Origin of the sequence: Pseudoalteromonas sp. T1lg88 (assembly GCF_002964765.1) — a bacterium.
Lineage (GTDB): Bacteria > Pseudomonadota > Gammaproteobacteria > Enterobacterales > Alteromonadaceae > Pseudoalteromonas.
Map to the genome: position 1 here is coordinate 1 of NZ_PQCF01000018.1, position 17383 is coordinate 17383.

Below are 17383 nucleotides of genomic sequence, written 5' to 3' on the forward strand. Positions count from 1 at the left end.
TCCACTCCGCCATTTAATGATGTACAATGCATACCACTGCGGAGTGGTAGTTCAGTTGGTTAGAATACCGGCCTGTCACGCCGGGGGTCGCGGGTTCGAGTCCCGTCCACTCCGCCATTTGCTTCTCCCCTTAAGCAAACTTTTCCCTTAATAATTTTCTTTGAATTTTCGTAATAGCTTCCTTAAATACTCAGCTTTTATTCCCTACCATTGAAAAATTGTCTTTAAAATGCGCATAAAAAGTTAGGCAAAAAAATAGCCGGTGTTTAAACCAGCTATGTCTGTTTTGGCTTTATCTGCCTGTATTATTTGCCTTTTAGGTATTTATCCAGAAAGCGAACATAGGCATTGGATGCGGCAATGCGGTTTTCCCGTTTGCTAAAACCATGGCCCTCGTCATCGAATAGCACATATTCAACCGGGACATTATTGGCTTTCACCGCCGCTACCAGTTCATCACTTTCCACTTGCAGCACCCGAGGGTCGTTGGCGCCTTGTACTACCAGCAGGGGCTTGGTGATGTTTTTAGCGTGGAACAGTGGCGAGATGCGACGATGGCGCGCTTCGTCCGTGGCCGGATCGCCCATTTCGTCATAAAGCGACTTCTTAAAGCTTTCCCACCAAGGCGGGATGGAGGTGAGGGTGCGCACCCAGTTGGTCACGCCGAAGATATTAATACCCACCTCGAATTCTTCCGGGGTGAAGGTCAGCGCCGCTGCCGTCATATAGCCGCCGTAGCTGCCGCCCATAATGCCTATCTTGTCGCCATCGACCCAATCCAGGGTTTGCAGATGCTTTTTGCCATAGATGATGTCTTGCAGGTCGTCTTCGCCATGCTTTTTATCATCAAGGTGGAAGAAGGTTTTGCCATAGCCCGAGCTGCCGCGGTTGTTGACCGCAAATATCGCATAGCCATGGTTAACCAGGTGCTGCTGCATGGCGCTGTAGCCGGTGCGGCTTTGTCCACCCGGGCCGCCATGCACCCAAATAAGCGCGGGCACCTTATTGGTTGCCGATGCCTGTTTTGGCTTGTAGAGCACTCCGGGTATGGTTAAGCCATCGAAGCTCTTAAAGCGCACAATTTCACTGTTAACCAGGTTGTTTTCGTCTATTTGCTTACTCAAGGTGCTGGTCAGACGCTGCGCCGTATCGCTGCCGATCTCCCAGTGATAGAGATTACGTGGGCTGGTATCCGAGCTGAGATAGAAGGACATAAAGCGTTCGTCATGACTGAACTCAACGCCACTAAGGGTGCCCTTGGGAAGCGAGCTAGGCAGAGTTAACTGTTTATTGGTGCTGGTGTCGAAAATACTGACCTCGGTGCTGGCATCGGCATTGATGCCACTGACCATATAGCGTCCGGTTTCTGAAAAGCGCAGAAAACTGATGTCCCAGTCCGCTTTTAGCGCCAGGCTGTGTTCATTGGTGGCTAAGTCATAACGCCAGAGCTGGCGAAACTCACCCTTGGCATCGGTGGCATAATACAGAGACTGGCCATCGACACTAAAACCCCAGGCATTGTAATTGGCCGGGTCGTCGTGGGCGCTAAGTAAGGTCGGTTTGGCACTGCGGTTATGAGTGTCGAGCAGGTAAAAATCGCTGTCGCGATTACTGTTGGTTTTATTTAAGGCGATAAAGCGACCATCGGGGCTGATGGCGGCCACATTAAAGCCTTGCTCATTCTTATAAACCAGCTCGTTGTCATAGGTTTTGGCATCAAATTTATAGAGATCCATAAACTTAGGATCGCGTTTATTGCTTAATACATAGAAGCTGGCGTCGTCCTTGCTAAAGCCGGCAAATCCGGCGCGGGTTTGTTCCCCAGGGGTCAGATCCCTGATGGTGCCATCGAGTTCGCGCACAAAAAGGTGATGTAGTTCATTACCGCCGTTATCGCGGCTAAACAAGATACGGTCATCCTTGGGGAAATAGCCAACGCTATAGGTGCTGTCTTGTGCATCTGTGATCTGGGTACGACTGCCGTCACTCACCTTGACCTCATACAGGTTGTAAATACCCGTTTCGTCACTGCTTAGCAGCAACTTGTCGCCGCTGTGGTTAAAACTGTTGCCGCTCAGGCTTACTGTGTCGAAAAAGGTTTGTGCGCTATAGGTGGGGATAGCTGCAACATTTGCTGCCACGGGAGCTGGGGTCGATGTTTGACTTTGAGCCGTGCTGGAGGTGTTTGATTGGCAACCGCTTAAGGCCAGGGTTAACGCGGCAGCCAAACTGGTCGCGACTAGGGTTTTTGACATGCTTCTCATCCTTAGAGTTGTTGTTATAGCTTTTTGTAGCGTTAATAGTGTTTGCCTTGGCAGGCGTAAATGCAAGAAAAGTGTAGAATTTATAGCCAGTAATACCAATTCTGTTAAGTATGTGATCAGAAATAGCGCTGGATAAATGATGTGATCACAAGGCGGAATCTTTCTTATGTATTATTCTACAAAGAAAAATTCCAACACAGTGAGCATGATATTTAGCCCGCTAGAATGATTAGCTATTTAATTGAATTGGTATAAATTGTTAGCAAATTTAACCGGCATAAAAAAAGCCGGCTGGGCCGGCTGTTTAGAAGGGGAGTCAGGAAGCTTTACGCTGCCGACGCTTTTTTGCTTGTTTGTTTGCGTGCAGCTTTGCCGGCAAGCAGGTCTTCAGGGTCGAAATCGTCGACATTAATGACATCAAGACGCTGCTTTTCGACATCACGCAGACGCTGCGCTTCGTCTTCTGTGAGCACACCGGCTTTGAGGCCTTGCTCGGCAATTTTATCGAGCTGCATAAAGGCCAGTTTCTTACCTGTGGCGCGACATACCTTGTCGAACAGTGGCTCGACGGCAAGAATATCACGTAAGGTTTTTTCTTGATTACCTAACAGGCTGTTAGGCCCTTCGCTCAAGAAAATATGCTGTGCTAAACGCGTACGGGTTTCGTTTGGCGTTTGCAGTAGCTGGGCAATAACATGCTCTTGCTTGTCGGTTGGCTTGCGCACCGGACGGCCCCATGGGAAGAGTACAACCTTAAGCAATCCGCGAAGTGGTGCCGATGGCATATTGTTGATCAGATCCGCCAAGGCACGTTGACAACGGTACAGATACTCTTGGCAGGCCCAACGCACCAGAGGTAAGTCTTCCTTACGGCGACCTTCATCGTTATAGCGTTTTAGCGTTGCCGATACCAGGTATAGGTAGCTGAGCATATCTCCAAGGCGTGCAGAAATACGTTCCTTACGCTTTAATGAGCCGCCAAACACTGCCATACAGATATCAGACATGAGTGCCAGTGAGGCACTGAAGCGCGCCGCATCGCGATAAAACTGCGCAGTTTCATCTTTAAAGGGTACCGAAGTAAAGCGGGCACCGGTGAAGGCCAGCCACTTGGTACGTACCAGGTTAGAAATGGTGTAGCCGATATGACCCATTAGCGCGTTATCAAACACATCCAGGGCTTCTTTACGGTCTTCTATGGTGGTGGCGTTAAGCTCGGTCAACACGAAAGGATGACAGCGGATCGCACCCTGACCATAGATGATCATATTACGGGTAAGGATATTAGCGCCCTCGACCGTAATAGCAATAGGCGCGCCCTGGTAACCGCGGCCCAGGTAGTTGTTCGGACCGAGACAGATACCCTTACCGCCGTGAACATCCATGGCGTGCATGGTCGACTCGCGCATTTGCTCGGTCAGGTGATATTTAAGGATGGCGGAAACCACAGACGGTTTCTCACCCAAGTCCACGGCGCCGGTCGACATAGTCACTGCAGCGTCACAGGCATAGGCGTAACCGCCAAGTTTTGCCATGGCCTCTTCAACCCCTTCCATTTTACCTATGGGTAAGCGGAATTGGCGGCGAATACGGCTGTAGGAGCCGGTTGCCAGAGCCAACGACTTAATGCCGCCAGCCGAGTTAGAAGGCAGGGTGATAGCGCGGCCTACGGATAAGCATTCAACCAGCATGCGCCAGCCTTGACCGGCCATTTTCGGACCACCGATAATGTAATCTAGGGGTACGAATACGTCTTTACCCTGGGTTGGACCGTTTTGGAACGGTACATTCAGCGGGAAGTGACGACGGCCGATTTCCACGCCTTCCATATCGGTTGGGATCAGCGCACAGGTAATGCCCAGCTCTTTTGTATCGCCAAGCAGGCCATCTGGGTCTTGCATTTTAAAGGCCAGACCAAGGACGGTAGCAACCGGTGCCAAGGTGATATAGCGCTTATTCCAGGTCAGGCGAATACCCGTTACTTCTTCGCCATTAAATTCACCCTTACACACCACACCATAATCAGGAATGGCGCTGGCATCTGAGCCGGCTTCCGGTGAGGTTAATGCAAAGCAGGGGATCTCTTCACCGCGGGCTAGTCGCGGTAGATAATGATCTTTTTGCTCTTTGGTTCCATAGTGTTGCAATAACTCGCCCGGGCCTAATGAGTTAGGCACGCCAACTATGGAAGAGAGCAGGGTCGATTTACTGGTGAGTTTTTGCAGTACACATGATTGAGCATAAGCAGAAAATTCCAGGCCACCATATTCCTTTTTGATGATCATGGCGAAGAATTTGTTGTCTTTCAGGTATTGCCATACCTCGGGCGGCAGATCGGTCAATTCATGGGTTGCTTCCCAATCGTTGAACATGCCACATACCTCTTCCACAGGGCCGTTTAGGAAGGCCTGCTCTTCGGCACTGAGTTTGGGAGCTGGATATTGGTGTAGTTTTTTCCAGTTCGGATTACCGCAGAAAAGGTCTGCTTCCCACCAGGTGGTACCTGCGTCGATGGCCGACTTTTCGGTCTCTGACATGGTGGGGGTGACTTTTTTAAAGGCCTTAAACAGCGGCTGAGTTATATATTGTTGGCGAATTGTGGTAACCGATAGAGGCACCGCAATAACCAAGAATAATAGCCAGCTGATAAAACCAAAGGCGCCGGCAAAGGTGCCGATAAGCATGGTCGCAGCGGCCAAGCCCAGGCAGGTGTTGTAACTGGCTCTGTGGTAGCTGGCATAAGACAGCACCGCAATAAGCGCGAGTAAAAATAGGAGTGTCATAATCTTATTCCTTGTTAGAGGTCTGACCACTACCGAGTAGATTAGCGTTACTCTAGGGGGGTTGCAAGTCCTGTGTTTAATTATAGGGCTGTGATATGAATTTTATTAGTACCAGACTCGCTAGCGGCGAGTACTTTCTTAATACCCTTAGTATTTCTTTTTTTATTAGGAGCTTATGTGTGCGAATTGCTTGGCATGTCGGCCAACGTCCCCACCGATATTTGTTTTAGTTTTACCGGCTTATTAGAGCGAGGCGGTAACACCGGCCCACATACGGATGGCTGGGGCATTACCTTTTATGAGGGTAAGGGGTGTCGTTCGTTTAAAGACCCTTTACCTAGCGCCGAGTCGGAAATTGCCAAGTTGGTGCGTGCCTATCCCATTAAAAGCAAATCGGTGATAAGCCATATTCGTCAAGCCAATCGCGGTCGAACCTGTTTGGAGAATACCCATCCTTTTACCCGTGAGTTGTGGGGCAAGGAGATAACCTATGCCCATAATGGCCAGTTATCCAATTACAATGACCTTAAGCCGAGCTATTATCAGCCGGTAGGCAGCACAGACAGTGAGTTGGCGTTTTGTTGGCTACTTGATCAAATTCGCGAAAAGTATCCAAAGCGCCCCTCGAATATGGCCCCCGTATTTCGCTACGCGGCTAAATTAGCGCATCACTTGCGTGAGAAAGGGGTGTTTAATATGTTGTTGACCGATGGCGTCTATGTGCTGGCGTATTGCACCAATAATTTGCACTGGATCACCCGTCGAGCACCCTTTGGCAAGGCAACCTTGATCGACACCGAATTGGTGGTGAACTTTCAAGAAGAAACCACCCCCAACGATATAGTCACAGTGATAGCGACGCGGCCGCTCACCAATGACGAATGCTGGCATAAAATGGAGCCGGGTGAGTTCGCTTTATTTAAGCTTGGGGAAAAAATTTAGAGTGTATATCACGGCGCTAAGGTTTAGGCTTTTGGCGCCGCAGTTTTATTGTCTTATTTAAGCTTCTAGGGCACGTAATTCAAGGTCACGTTTGACAATTTCCAAAGCGCTTAGGGCCAATTGCGGCTCTATATTATGTTGCTCCAGCAGCATGATCAGATCGACCGCCAGTTTTACGTCATCCGGGGCTTTATCTAGGGGCTTGCCTGAATTCTCCATGGGTTCCTCGCTTTGCTATTAAACCGCGGGCTAACTTGATCGCTGCCTGTACCTGCAGCTGCATGTGGGCGGCTTCTTCTGCAGACAAATAAACCAACATATTGACATCGGAGCGGATATACCGCGACGGCAGCTGATTTAAAACGGTGCAACTGAGATCCGCAAGGGTATCTTCATCATAGTGCTGTTGCAACTGCTGCAGCGCCATTTCTTCGACTAGGAGTCTTTCATAGTAATTATGAACATCGTCATGTAACTTCATGAATTCTATGCCCAAATCTAATTGATATTCAATTAGCATAGCGCACCCAAAAGCCCTGTCCAGAAAATACCTTTTGCCTTGCGGGGTTTATTCCTTGTAGGTATGGTAGGCGCTTAGCAACAACTGCCAATGCACATCCACCACCCGTGTCAGGTTGCGCTGATAACCACCGCCGAGGGCACAGCACAAAGGAATGCTTCTTTGTTTCGCCATGTCCATAACCAGGCTGTCGCGCTGCCTAACGGCATCAAGTGATAGTGACAGGGTGCCAAGTTCATCCTCGCTAACTACATCGGCTCCGGCGTTATACAGAATTATGTCCGGTTGATGCAGGCGTAGTACCAGATTAAGCGCCGTTTCCAGGGTGTCCAGATAAAGGGCATCGTCGCAGCCCGTCGGCAGCGGGAAATCATAATCCGAGCTTTGTTTAAGACGGGGAAAGTTTTGCTCGCCATGCAAGGAGAGGGTGATGATATCCGCATCATCGCCGAGAATACTGGCGCTGCCATCGCCCTGATGGACATCCAAATCAAGCAGTAGCACGGTATCTGCACGCCCTTTCTGTATTAGCTCACGGGCGGCAATGGCGAGATCGTTAAAGATACAGTAGCCACTGCCATGGCCGGCAAAGGCATGATGATAACCACCGGCCAGGTTTACCGCTATGCCGTGTTCCAGCGCACAATAGGCGGCGCCCAGAGAGTTGCCAACAGACTGTAAGGTGCGTGCCACCAGGGTGTCGCTGTGGGGGAAACCTATGCGTTTTTGGGCGCTGGCGGGCAGGGTACCGCCGATAAAGTCATTTATATATTCTGGTGTGTGAACCCGGGCTAGTTGCTCTTTTGTTGCGGGCTCGGCGCAGTGTAAGTGCACAGCTTTGCCAAGCTCAGGATCTGCGAGCAAACGCTCGTATAGCAGCCGATATTTATGTATGGGAAAGCGATGGTGCGCCGGTAAGGGCAGTGCCGAATACAGGGGATGATAAAATACATTCATCGCGCTTGCTGTTTTTCCGCGTATTGAATGCGCTCTTCGCAGGCACCTATGGCTTTACGACAGCGTCCCAAACGTGCGTGCAATGCCAATATTTCTTTATTTAACTGGGTTGCTTGCTCGCCCTGAGCCTTGTGTAACAGCTGCCGACGTTCGCTTATCATCAGCTCTAAACGGCGTTCAAACTCATGGTTTTTGGCCAGCTCCTGATAGAGCTCACTGGTGGGCTGAATGAGCTGCTGCACCGCCTTTTGGTATTTTCTCGCCCGGCTACTTGGGGTATTTTCCTTTTCCCAAACCGGCGTAGCTTTTAATACTTTGACTATGGCTTCTATTTGCTCGCTTAATTGGGTCAGGGCAAAAGTGTACTGGTGACGCGCCGCTTGTAGTTCGCTGCGCCCGAGTCGCTCAAGCTGTTGCTCTACTTCATCCACATAGTCGAGTAACTGCATACTTCTGGTATTGAATACCGAACGCTCAAAGAGGGCGTGCTGGTTCTGCATATAGCGGTTTTTGGCAAACCACTTGGCCTTATCAAATTGCTCCGCATCGTGGCGCAAACGCTGCACTTGCTGCTTTAATCGAGTCAGGGCATCGGCACGCGCCATTAGAGATAGGCCTCATAAACAAGTTTTAGCGCCAGCAGGATCACCACGGTATTAAATACCGGGCGGATCACCTTAGAGCCAAAGCGAATGGCTGAATGGGCACCCAGCCAGGCGCCGAACATTAAAAACATCCCCATGGTAATGCCGAGGATAAAATTCACGTGACCCAGGGCGACAAAGGTGATCAGGGATATAAAGTTGCTGACAAAGTTCATCGAGCGCGCCAGGCCGCAGTTCAGCAATAAGTTCATCTTGTATAAAACGCTGTTGGTGGCTGTCCAGAAGGTGCCTGTGCCCGGGCCGGCGATGCCGTCAAAAAAGCCCAGCGCTAACCCTTGCAACCATTGTTTAACACGCAGTAAGGGCGTGAGGACGGGCAGTTTATCGCTCTGCTCAGGGCTGAGCTTGCCAAACAAAGAATAAATGGCCACCAGGATGATCACCACGGGGATCAGTTTATTTAAAAATTCGATGCTGAGACGGTCAACGATCAAGGTGCCTATGGCCGCACCAATCGCGGTGGCGAGAATTGAGCCAGCCCAAAATGCCGGGTCGAATAAGCGCTTACGGTAATAGGTGACGCTGGCGGTCAGTGAGCCGAAACTGGCAGCCAACTTGTTGGTGCCTAAGGTTAAATGAGGCGGCAGTCCAGCGGTGAGTAAAGCGGGCACAGTGAGCATGCCACCACCGCCGGCAATGGCATCGATAAAACCGGCGGCCAGTGCCACGGCGCACAGTATTGCCCAGGTAGAGGGGTCGATCGCTAATTCAAACATGATCAGTCAATTTGTCTTTTAAATGGCGGCAAGGTATCAAGCATCGCCTTACCATATCTTTTGCTGACTAAGCGCCTGTCGTAGATAGTAATGCGACCGCTATCGCGTTCTTTGCGCAGCAGTCTACCACAGCTTTGCACTAATTTCTTAGCCGCATCGGGCACGGTAATGGATAAAAACGGGTTACCGCCTTTGCTTTGCACAAACTCGGCTTGAGCTTCTTCAATGGGCGAGGTAGGCACCGCAAAAGGGATCTTGGTGATCACCAGATTAGTGAGGTAATCGCCAGGTAAATCAAGGCCTTCGGATAGGCTTTGCGTACCAAATAAAATGCTGCCTTGGCCATCGTCAATGCGTTTTTTATGACGGCGCACCAGGGCGTCTCGGGATATTTCCCCCTGCATTAATATGTCCCAGCCTTGTTTGCGCAGACGCTCGGCAACATGCTGCATTTGCCAATAAGAGGCAAACAACACTAGATTGGCGCGATCCTTTTGTAAACTCTGGGGCAAGGCCTTGACCAGATAGTCGCTAAAGGCTTTATCTGTGGGCTCACATTCGGTTTTTGGAATATGTAACAGGGCTTGCTGCGGGTAATCAAAGGGTGAAGGCACCTTGATAAACTTAACACCGGGCTCGCCACGCAGGCCGCTTTCATGGGCAAAATGTTCAAACGAACCTAGAGCCGTGAGTGTGGCCGAACAGAGCACGGCACCGGCGCATTCTCGCCATAATTTGTCTTTAAGATAAAAACCCACTTCGATAGGGCAGTCGCTGAGCAGGTAATCATGGTGATTTTTGTACTCCATGCGCTTTATCCAGCGGGCATGGGGCACGCTTTCACTGTGTTTGCTGTAGCTGGACCAAAGTTTATACAGGGTTTCTAAACGGGCGATGTATTGGCCACTTTCGGCCAACAAGGGCTCGGCGATAAAGCCCTTCACATCGCCGTCGTTAACGTCGCTGCTGAGCGCTTCATGCATTTTATTTAGGATGCGCAGCGCGGTTTTTGCTGCCTCGCCTATGTCCTGTGCCTGCTGTGTAAGCTGCTCAGGTAAGCGGCCATGGGCGAAGCGATAGGTATGATCTTCATTGTATTCATAGGCGGCGCTATCGAGCATGGTTAACACGGTTTTATGGCCACGACCGATATCATCGACGGCATCGTTTAGCTTAAATTGGCTGCCGGCAGCACTGGCGCTAAAAATGGCTTGTGCCATTTTGCCGCTGAACTTGAGCAGCTTCTCCAGCCAGTCCTGGGTACCCTTGATGGTCGCTGCGGCGGAGGAGAAGTCTCGGGTAATGTGAGCGAGGTGATGAGCCTCGTCTATCACATAAATACAGTTTTCCGGCTCGGGTAAAATAACCCCGCCGCCAAGCTCCAGGTCTGCTAGTAACAAGCTATGGTTGGCAACCAGTACATCCATTTGTGCAATTTTATTGCGCGCCAGATGGAAGGGGCAGGTTTGGTGTGCCTTCATCTGCCGTTGGCAGGAATGCTTATCACCGCTGATCAACCCCCAGACTCTATCCGGTATTACATCGGCCCAGGAGTCTCTGTCGCCCTGCCACTTTTTATTGCTGTAGGCTTGATGCAATTGCTTCAGGCATTTTTGCTCCATCTCACTGAGCGGCGAGCTAAGTGTGGGCATTAGCGCCATTTGCTGTTCATCGCCGTTGACGGCATTTTCCAGCTTGTGGGCACAAATATAGCGGCCTCGTCCCTTCACCAGGTCATAACTAAAGGTCAGGCCACTGTGCTCGGCAAAAAATGGCAACTCTTTAAATAGTAGTTGCTCTTGCAGCGCCACAGTTGCGGTAGAAATAACTAACTTCTTATTTGCCTTGAGGGCGATGGGCAGGGCCCCCAAACAATAGGCCAGGGATTTACCTGTGCCCGTGCCTGCTTCGATAACGCAGATGCGTTGTTTTTTGTCATACTCCCCAGCCAGGGTTTTGGCTATTTCCGCCACCAGGTAGTTTTGGCTCGGCCTAGGTCTATAATCCTCAAGGCTGGCAGCGATCCGCTGATGAGCGGTACGTATGGTCTTTTTAAGCGGATCGGAGAGCATGATTTAACTTATGTATATATTTACAGTGCTGATATTCTAGGGGGACTAGAAGAAAGACTCAAGGATTAGTCAACGACCAGTCTGCTACTTGGCATCTTTAGCTGCTGTAATTATGGCGCTGCTTGGTTACACTGGTGCCATATCTGATGTTTGAGTGAACCTGCCTTGTCTACGCCTAACCCTGCCACCGCCGGTTTTATCCTTTCCATGCAAACGCAACAGCGTCGCCATGGTATTTATTATGTTGCCTGGCTGGCTACCGAACGTGGTCCGGTCAAGGTCATATCGACGGCGCAAAAGGCGGTTTTTTTTGTCGCGCAAAAAAATAGTGCGAGCGCCGAACGCATTTTGGCATCTCTGCAGAGTCGGTATCAGCAACGTGCTCTGACGCTTAAACATTTGCGGGTGAGCCAGTCTGTGCGCTTTATTTTTCTTCCTTGCAAGATTATTACCAGGGCCGAGAGTTACTGCGTGAGCAGGGTATCGAACTCTATGAGGATGATATCCGCCCGCAAGAACAATTTTTAATGGAGCGCTTTATTCGAGGTGGTGTTTGGGTGCAAGGCGAAGCGTCCGGCGGTGATAACCGTTTAATTCGTAACGCGCGCTTTAAAGCTAATGATGGCTTTCGTCCCAAGCTCTCCATGTTATCGCTGGACTTGGAGTGCAGTCCCGAGGGCATTTTATATAGTGTGGCGCTGGTGAGTGAGCACAGCCGCCAGGTGATTATGATAGGCCCAAGTCCAAGTGCAGGCCCGGAGCAACCTTGGCTTGATTACGTAGAAGACGAAGCTGCGCTTCTATATGCGCTTATTGAGCAAATTAAAAATTTAGATCCGGACTTAATTATCGGCTGGAATGTGGCCGACTTTGATATGCAGCTTTTGTGTTTTCGTGCCCAGCAACTGGGCATTGAGCTCACCCTGGGACGCGATGGTGAAGCTGTGATTTGGCGCGGCGGTCAGGTTAATAAGCTAATAGTAGCGGGGCGGGTGGTACTCGATGGCATTGATATGTTAAAAAATGCCACTTATCACTTTAGCAGTTACAGCCTGGATAATGTCGCCGCCGAGGTGCTCGCAGAGCGTAAATTGCTAGAGCAGGGAGATAAACTTGGCGCCATACAGCATCTTTTCCATCACGATAAACTCAAGTTAGCCGAATACAACCTCAAAGACAGTGAGCTGGTGCTGGCGATATTCAATAAGCTGGAACTGTGCGAATTTGCCGTAGCCCGTGCTCAGCTAACCGGTTTGCCTCTGGAGCGCCTTGGAGGCTCGGTGGCGGCATTTAGCAATCTATATCTTCCCCATTTGCATCGCAGTGGCTATGTCGCCCCGAACTTGGGCGATCATGGCCTGAGCTTCGACAGTCCTGGGGGCTATGTGATGGACTCCACACCAGGACTTTACGATAACGTTGCCGTGCTCGATTTTAAAAGTCTGTATCCGAGCATTATTCGCACTTTTTGTATCGACCCCATGGCGCTTATCCTAGGTTTGCAGCAGCCGCAAGACAGTGTGCCGGGGTTTAACCATGCTTATTTCTCCCGCACCGAGCACCACCTGCCGCAACTAGTATCCAATTTAGCCCAGGCGCGTCAACGCGCTAAAAACCAGGGTGATCATCATTTGCAGCAGGCGATCAAGATTATTATGAATAGTCTCTACGGCGTGCTCGGTTCAAAGGGATGTCGCTTTTATGATCCCAGGTTATCAAGCTCTATCACCTTGCGCGGCCATGAAATTATGCAAACCACCAAAATGTGGCTTGAAGACTTGGGTGTTACCGTTATTTACGGCGACACGGATTCAACTTTTGTGGCCCTGCCCAAGGACCTGGATGAAGCGCAAAGTCATCGCGTTGCATCGGACTTGGTAGCAAAAATTAACCAAAAATGGCGTGATAGATTAAAAAACAACCTAAACTTAACCAGTTATCTCGAGTTAGAGTATGAGAGTTTGTATAGGCCATTTTTTATGCCAAAAGCTCGTCATAAAGATATTGGCAGCAAAAAACGTTATGCGGGCTTGTTAGCACAAGCGGATTATCGTCTGGTGTTTAAAGGAATGGAGTCGGTGCGTAGCGATTGGACGCAGTTCGCCCGGGATTTCCAACAAGATTTATTTAATGCCTTATTTACAGGTGGTGACCTGCAACAGGTGGTTGCAGAGTATCTAGATAAGTTGCACCACTGCGATGATGTAAAATTACTTACTTATAGTAAACGCTTGGGTAAAGACCCTGATCAGTATACAAAAGCTATCCCTCCTCATGTACGGGCAGCGCGGGGCTCTGTTAAGGGGCTAAGCAAGGGCGACTGGGTTCATTATGTGATCACCTTGTCAGGGCCTAAGCTGCTGCCGACCTCGCAACCGCTGGACTTAGAACATTATTTGGAAAAGCAATTAAGACCCATTATTGATGACCTTCAGGGCCTTGGAATTACCATTAATTACGGCCACTCGGGCAAACAATTCCCGCTTCTGTAACAAAATAATTTATAACGATTACACTTGTGTAATTGAATATTTAGATTGTTGTTTTTTAAGCTTATTTTAGAAACATAAAGCAATAGTTTGTTTATTTAACGTTGTTTTTTATGCTTTTGTTGTTAATTTGCTGTTGACCAGTATTTCTCAAATTGTTTAGTATCTCTTTAGGAAGTGTATTTTGTTACATTTCGCTAAGAGTTGTTCACAACAAAAAATAATTAGTCACACCAAAATGTGACCCAGGGAGAATCCAATGTTAAACAGCAAAATTGCAAAATCAGTGCGCTTAGCGCTAGTTTTTGGCGCTGCTTCAACTGCTGGTATTTCAGCTACGGCTATGGCCGCTGAAGAAAGTGCAGAAGAAGTAGAGCGTATTGAAGTAACCGGTTCACGTATCAAGCGTACTGATATGGCTGGTGACTTACCTATTACAGTTATCGACCGTGAAGCTATCGAGCTAAGCGGTGAAGCTTCAGCAGCTGACCTACTACGTAACACTACAGTTAACAGCTTAGGTTCATTCCGTCCTCAGTCAGGTAGTTCTGCTCAGGGTGTTTCATCAGTGAGCCTTCGCGGTCTTGGTTCAGACCGTACTCTTATCCTTGTAGATGGCCGTCGTCTACCTAAATCAACACTTACTGGTTCAAGCCAGGATTTGAACTCTATCCCTGTTGCAGCGATCGAGCGTGTTGAAATCCTAACTGACGGTGCTTCAGCACTATACGGTTCAGACGCTATCGGTGGTGTAATCAACGTTATTACACGTAAAGACTTCAACGGTGCTGAAATTCAACTTGGCGGCGCGCGTATCGAACACGATGGCGGCGACCGTGAGAATGGTTCAGTAGTATTTGGTGCAGCGTCAGACAACGCATCAGTACTAGCGGGTGCTTCTTGGAGTGGCCGTGATATCGTTTATGCACGCGACTTCCCTTGGTATTCACCAGGTGGTTCAGTTTACTCAAACAACTTCACAACTTTCGAAATTCTTGATGGCGAAAAGCTATCTAACTTCGACTTCTTCTCTCCAGAAGCTGCGTGTGAAGGCGTTGGCAGCGAAGATTTCTATCGCATCGGCGCACGTTGTGGCTTTAACTTCGCATCTGTATCTGCTGATGAAGCTTCAATCAAAAACCGTTCTGCGTTCGTTAAGGCTCGTTTTGAAATCAACGACCAGTGGTCTCTATATTCAAACGTGAACATCGCTCAAACTAAATCGTTTGGTCGCTATGCTCCATCATTGGATGAAACGGCTTATACCGCATCAGCACAAATCGATGCAGACAGCCCGAATAACCCAACTAACCCAGACAGCCCTCTATACGATGCTAGCCTAGGTCTAGAGCAACAGCCTGTTGACTTCTGGCACCGTTTTGCTGCTCTAGGTAACCGTGATAACAGCTTCACAAGTGAGCTTAAAGATATCGTAGTTGGTGCAGAAGGTTACATCGGTGACGTATCTGTTGACTTCGGTGCTCGTAAGACACTTAACGAAAGTAACAACATCGGTTCTGGTTACGTTCTACGTGGTGTAGCTCGTCAGTACATCAACGATGGTACTTACGACCTTTCAGACCCTTACGGCAACCCTGAAAGCGTTCTTAAAGCGATGACTGTAACTACTTCTCGTGCTGGTAAGTTCAACCAAGAAGAAGTTTACGCTAACGCTGCATTTGACGTAATGGAAACTTCAGCTGGTATGATTCAAGGCTTCGTAGGTTTTGAATACCGCACTGAAGACTACGCAGATAAATATGATTCACTATCTGAAGCTGGCCAAGTAGGTGGTTCATCTGGTAGCTCTGCTGCTGGTGACCGTTCAGTTCGCTCTGCTTTCTTCGAAGCATTGGTACCTCTAGCTGAAACATTTGAGCTAAACATTGCTGGTCGTTACGATGACTACTCAGACTATGGTAGCGATTTCTCACCTAAAGTGTCAGTTCGTTTTGACGGCGTTGAAGACCTAGTACTTCGTGCATCTTGGGGTGAAGGTTTCCGTGCTCCATCACTACCTGACCTTACTCAGCAGCCAGCTGAGTCTGCTGACTCAGTGAATGATGACCTACACTGTGCTGCTATCGGTGAAGAAGCAGGCTGTAGCGCGCAAATTAACGCGATTGTTATTGCAAACCCTGATCTTCAGTCAGAAAAATCAGAGTCAATCTCACTTGGTGCTGTTTACACACTAAATGATAACTTCGACTTCGAAATTGACTACTACGATATTGAAGTAACAGACCGTATTCGTGCGTTCAGCTCACAATACATTCTTGATTCAACTATCGCTGGCGACCCAATCCCGTCATCTTTCACTGTAAAACGTGCTCCTAACGGTGCGATTGCAGAAGTTGTACGTGGTTTCGGTAACGATGGTACGCTTGAAACTAACGGTATTGACTTCAAAGCAAGTGCTCGTTTTGACTTCGGTGAAGCTGGTGCACTACGTTCGAACCTATCTTACAGCTGGATCAATGATTACAGCACAGATGGCGGCCGTAACTTCGTAGAAGATCCAGGTGTGCCTGAGTACCGTGCTACTCTAGCAACTTCATACTCTATCGCTGATTTCGACATCGCTTGGAACATGAACGTAATCGGTTCTCAGTACGAAGAAATCGTTGACGGTGAAGGTGAAGGCCATGTTCCTACATGGGTTACTCACGATTTACAAGTTGGCTACAACGCTCCATGGAACGGTAAGTTCACTCTTGGTGCACAAAACGCCTTCGCTAAAGAGCCACCTCTTATTGGCTACGACGGTCGTGACTACAACTTCAACCTATACAATGGCTTCGGTCGTATTGTATACCTTAACTACAAGCAAACTTTCTAAGTTAGCTTAACAAGTTAATCTAAGCGGCCATTGGCCGCTTTTTTTATGGGGATATTTTATGAAGCAATGGGAAGACTTTTGGCACCAAACATCCATGGTTTCAAGTTTTGGTCTTAGTGGTCAGCAATACGGTTATCCTAAGGCAATTGAAGAGTTTTGGTGCGCCAAGGCGGCAACCTATGATGATGGTGACACCCTTCTAGATTTAGCCTGTGGGCGAGGTGCTCTCGCTTTACTTTTGGCTGACAATGCACAACAGAGCCACAAGCCACTAGACATTCATGCTACCGATGCCGTGGCCATAGATATGACCAGCGTTGCTGCCGAATATGAAGCATATAAACGAATTACCTGGAATTTAGGCTGTGATATTGCCAACCTGGCGTATGCTCAAGGTTCATTTAATCGCTTGGTCAGTCAATTTGGCGTTGAATACGCAACATTGAATAAACCGCTACTTGATTCCCTAATAGGCTTATTGGCGCCTGCAGGAAGTGCTGATTTCATCATCCACTCGGCAAGTTCAGCCATCTCGGCGGACTCGATACAGGGTATCAAGGCGATTGAACGGGTTTTTCATTCGGGGATTTTTTTGAAGGTTTATCAAGAGCTAACATCTTCTGGAGCGCGACAGTCGCTGGCCGAGGAGGTTCAGAACCTATTTAATAATTTAGCTAAGGACAGTCTGATGAAGTCTTGGCTAGATGACATATGTGCAAGCTTTTTACGTATTATTGATGCTCCCGCTGAGCGCACCATAGTCTTGCTCGATAGATTAGCGACCAACCTTGAGCAGACAGTGACAAGATTACAGCAGCAGCTTTCAGTAGCGCATAGCGTGGAAAAGCTTGAAGCCTTGTTACAACCTTACTCCGGTGTGGTCGAATATACGATAGAAAGGGTTGTGGTCGATGGCAGTGAGTTTGGACTGCATTTACATCTGGGCAAAAAGCCTTAATAGTTGAAGGCTGCTACCCTAGCGCCCGAAGTTTGATGTCCAGTAGGGTCAACTTGGGGCTAAAATAATGATTTCTCAAAGTACTAGCATAACAGAAATGACAGGGGAGTATGTTGGTGAGGCCAATCTTGCCTTACCTCTGTCATTCGTCTTCACCAGGCATCTCAGGGTGACAATG

General features: G+C 48.8%; 12 protein-coding genes and 1 tRNA gene. 5 read left to right on the forward strand and 8 right to left on the reverse strand.

The window, feature by feature from the left end; genetic code table 11:
- Positions 1 to 40 precede the first annotated feature (40 nt).
- Positions 41 to 117, forward strand: a tRNA-Asp gene (locus tag C2M34_RS06475).
- 188 nt (positions 118 to 305) lie between these two features.
- On the opposite strand, the gene C2M34_RS06480 is transcribed toward C2M34_RS06475, so the two are convergent.
- Positions 306 to 2255, reverse strand: coding sequence for a S9 family peptidase (locus tag C2M34_RS06480; protein WP_105258359.1), 1950 nt, complete (start codon positions 2253 to 2255; stop codon positions 306 to 308).
- A gap of 335 nt (positions 2256 to 2590) precedes the next feature.
- Positions 2591 to 5047 carry an acyl-CoA dehydrogenase FadE gene (fadE, locus tag C2M34_RS06485; RefSeq protein WP_105200558.1) on the reverse strand — a complete coding sequence of 819 codons (2457 nt, stop codon included), beginning with the start codon at positions 5045 to 5047 and terminating at the stop codon, positions 2591 to 2593.
- A 177-nt stretch (positions 5048 to 5224) separates the two neighbouring features.
- On the opposite strand from fadE, the gene C2M34_RS06490 reads away from it, so the two are divergent.
- Positions 5225 to 5989: a class II glutamine amidotransferase gene (locus C2M34_RS06490; protein WP_105200557.1), complete on the forward strand. Its 765-nt coding sequence runs from the start codon at positions 5225 to 5227 to the stop codon at positions 5987 to 5989.
- Between the two features lie 57 nt (positions 5990 to 6046).
- On the opposite strand, the gene rsmS is transcribed toward C2M34_RS06490, so the two are convergent.
- From rsmS to dinG, 6 genes are all read right to left on the reverse strand, one after another.
- A complete protein-coding gene (gene rsmS, locus C2M34_RS06495; protein WP_105258360.1) occupies positions 6047 to 6208 on the reverse strand; it encodes a pleiotropic regulatory protein RsmS in 162 nt (53 codons plus the stop codon).
- Positions 6180 to 6470, reverse strand: a complete 291-nt coding sequence (locus C2M34_RS06500; protein WP_105200848.1) for a late competence development ComFB family protein — start codon at positions 6468 to 6470, stop codon at positions 6180 to 6182. The genes rsmS and C2M34_RS06500 overlap by 29 nt, the downstream gene beginning before the upstream one ends.
- Before the next feature lie 87 nt (positions 6471 to 6557).
- Positions 6558 to 7466, reverse strand: coding sequence for a histone deacetylase family protein (locus C2M34_RS06505; RefSeq protein ID WP_105258361.1), 909 nt, complete (start codon positions 7464 to 7466; stop codon positions 6558 to 6560).
- On the reverse strand, positions 7463 to 8071 hold the full coding sequence (locus C2M34_RS06510; RefSeq protein WP_105200554.1) for a primosomal replication protein: 609 nt from the start codon (positions 8069 to 8071) through the stop codon (positions 7463 to 7465). The genes C2M34_RS06505 and C2M34_RS06510 overlap by 4 nt, the downstream gene beginning before the upstream one ends.
- On the reverse strand, positions 8071 to 8847 hold the full coding sequence (locus tag C2M34_RS06515; protein ID WP_105215584.1) for a TSUP family transporter: 777 nt from the start codon (positions 8845 to 8847) through the stop codon (positions 8071 to 8073). The genes C2M34_RS06510 and C2M34_RS06515 overlap by 1 nt, the downstream gene beginning before the upstream one ends.
- Positions 8848 to 8849: 2 nt before the next feature.
- The gene (gene dinG / locus C2M34_RS06520) at positions 8850 to 10919 is read right to left on the reverse strand and encodes an ATP-dependent DNA helicase DinG (protein ID WP_105258362.1); all 2070 of its coding nucleotides are present in this window, start codon (positions 10917 to 10919) and stop codon (positions 8850 to 8852) included.
- A 437-nt stretch (positions 10920 to 11356) separates the two neighbouring features.
- On the opposite strand from dinG, the gene C2M34_RS06530 reads away from it, so the two are divergent.
- From C2M34_RS06530 to C2M34_RS06540, 3 genes are all read left to right on the forward strand, one after another.
- Positions 11357 to 13411, forward strand: coding sequence for a DNA polymerase II (locus C2M34_RS06530; protein WP_105258364.1), 2055 nt, complete (start codon positions 11357 to 11359; stop codon positions 13409 to 13411).
- A 256-nt stretch (positions 13412 to 13667) separates the two neighbouring features.
- Positions 13668 to 16247: a TonB-dependent receptor gene (locus C2M34_RS06535; RefSeq protein WP_105258365.1), complete on the forward strand. Its 2580-nt coding sequence runs from the start codon at positions 13668 to 13670 to the stop codon at positions 16245 to 16247.
- Positions 16248 to 16305: 58 nt separating this feature from the next.
- Complete coding sequence (locus C2M34_RS06540; RefSeq protein ID WP_105215574.1) at positions 16306 to 17205, forward strand: class I SAM-dependent methyltransferase; 900 nt, start codon at positions 16306 to 16308, stop codon at positions 17203 to 17205.
- The last annotated feature ends 178 nt before the right edge of the window (positions 17206 to 17383 follow it).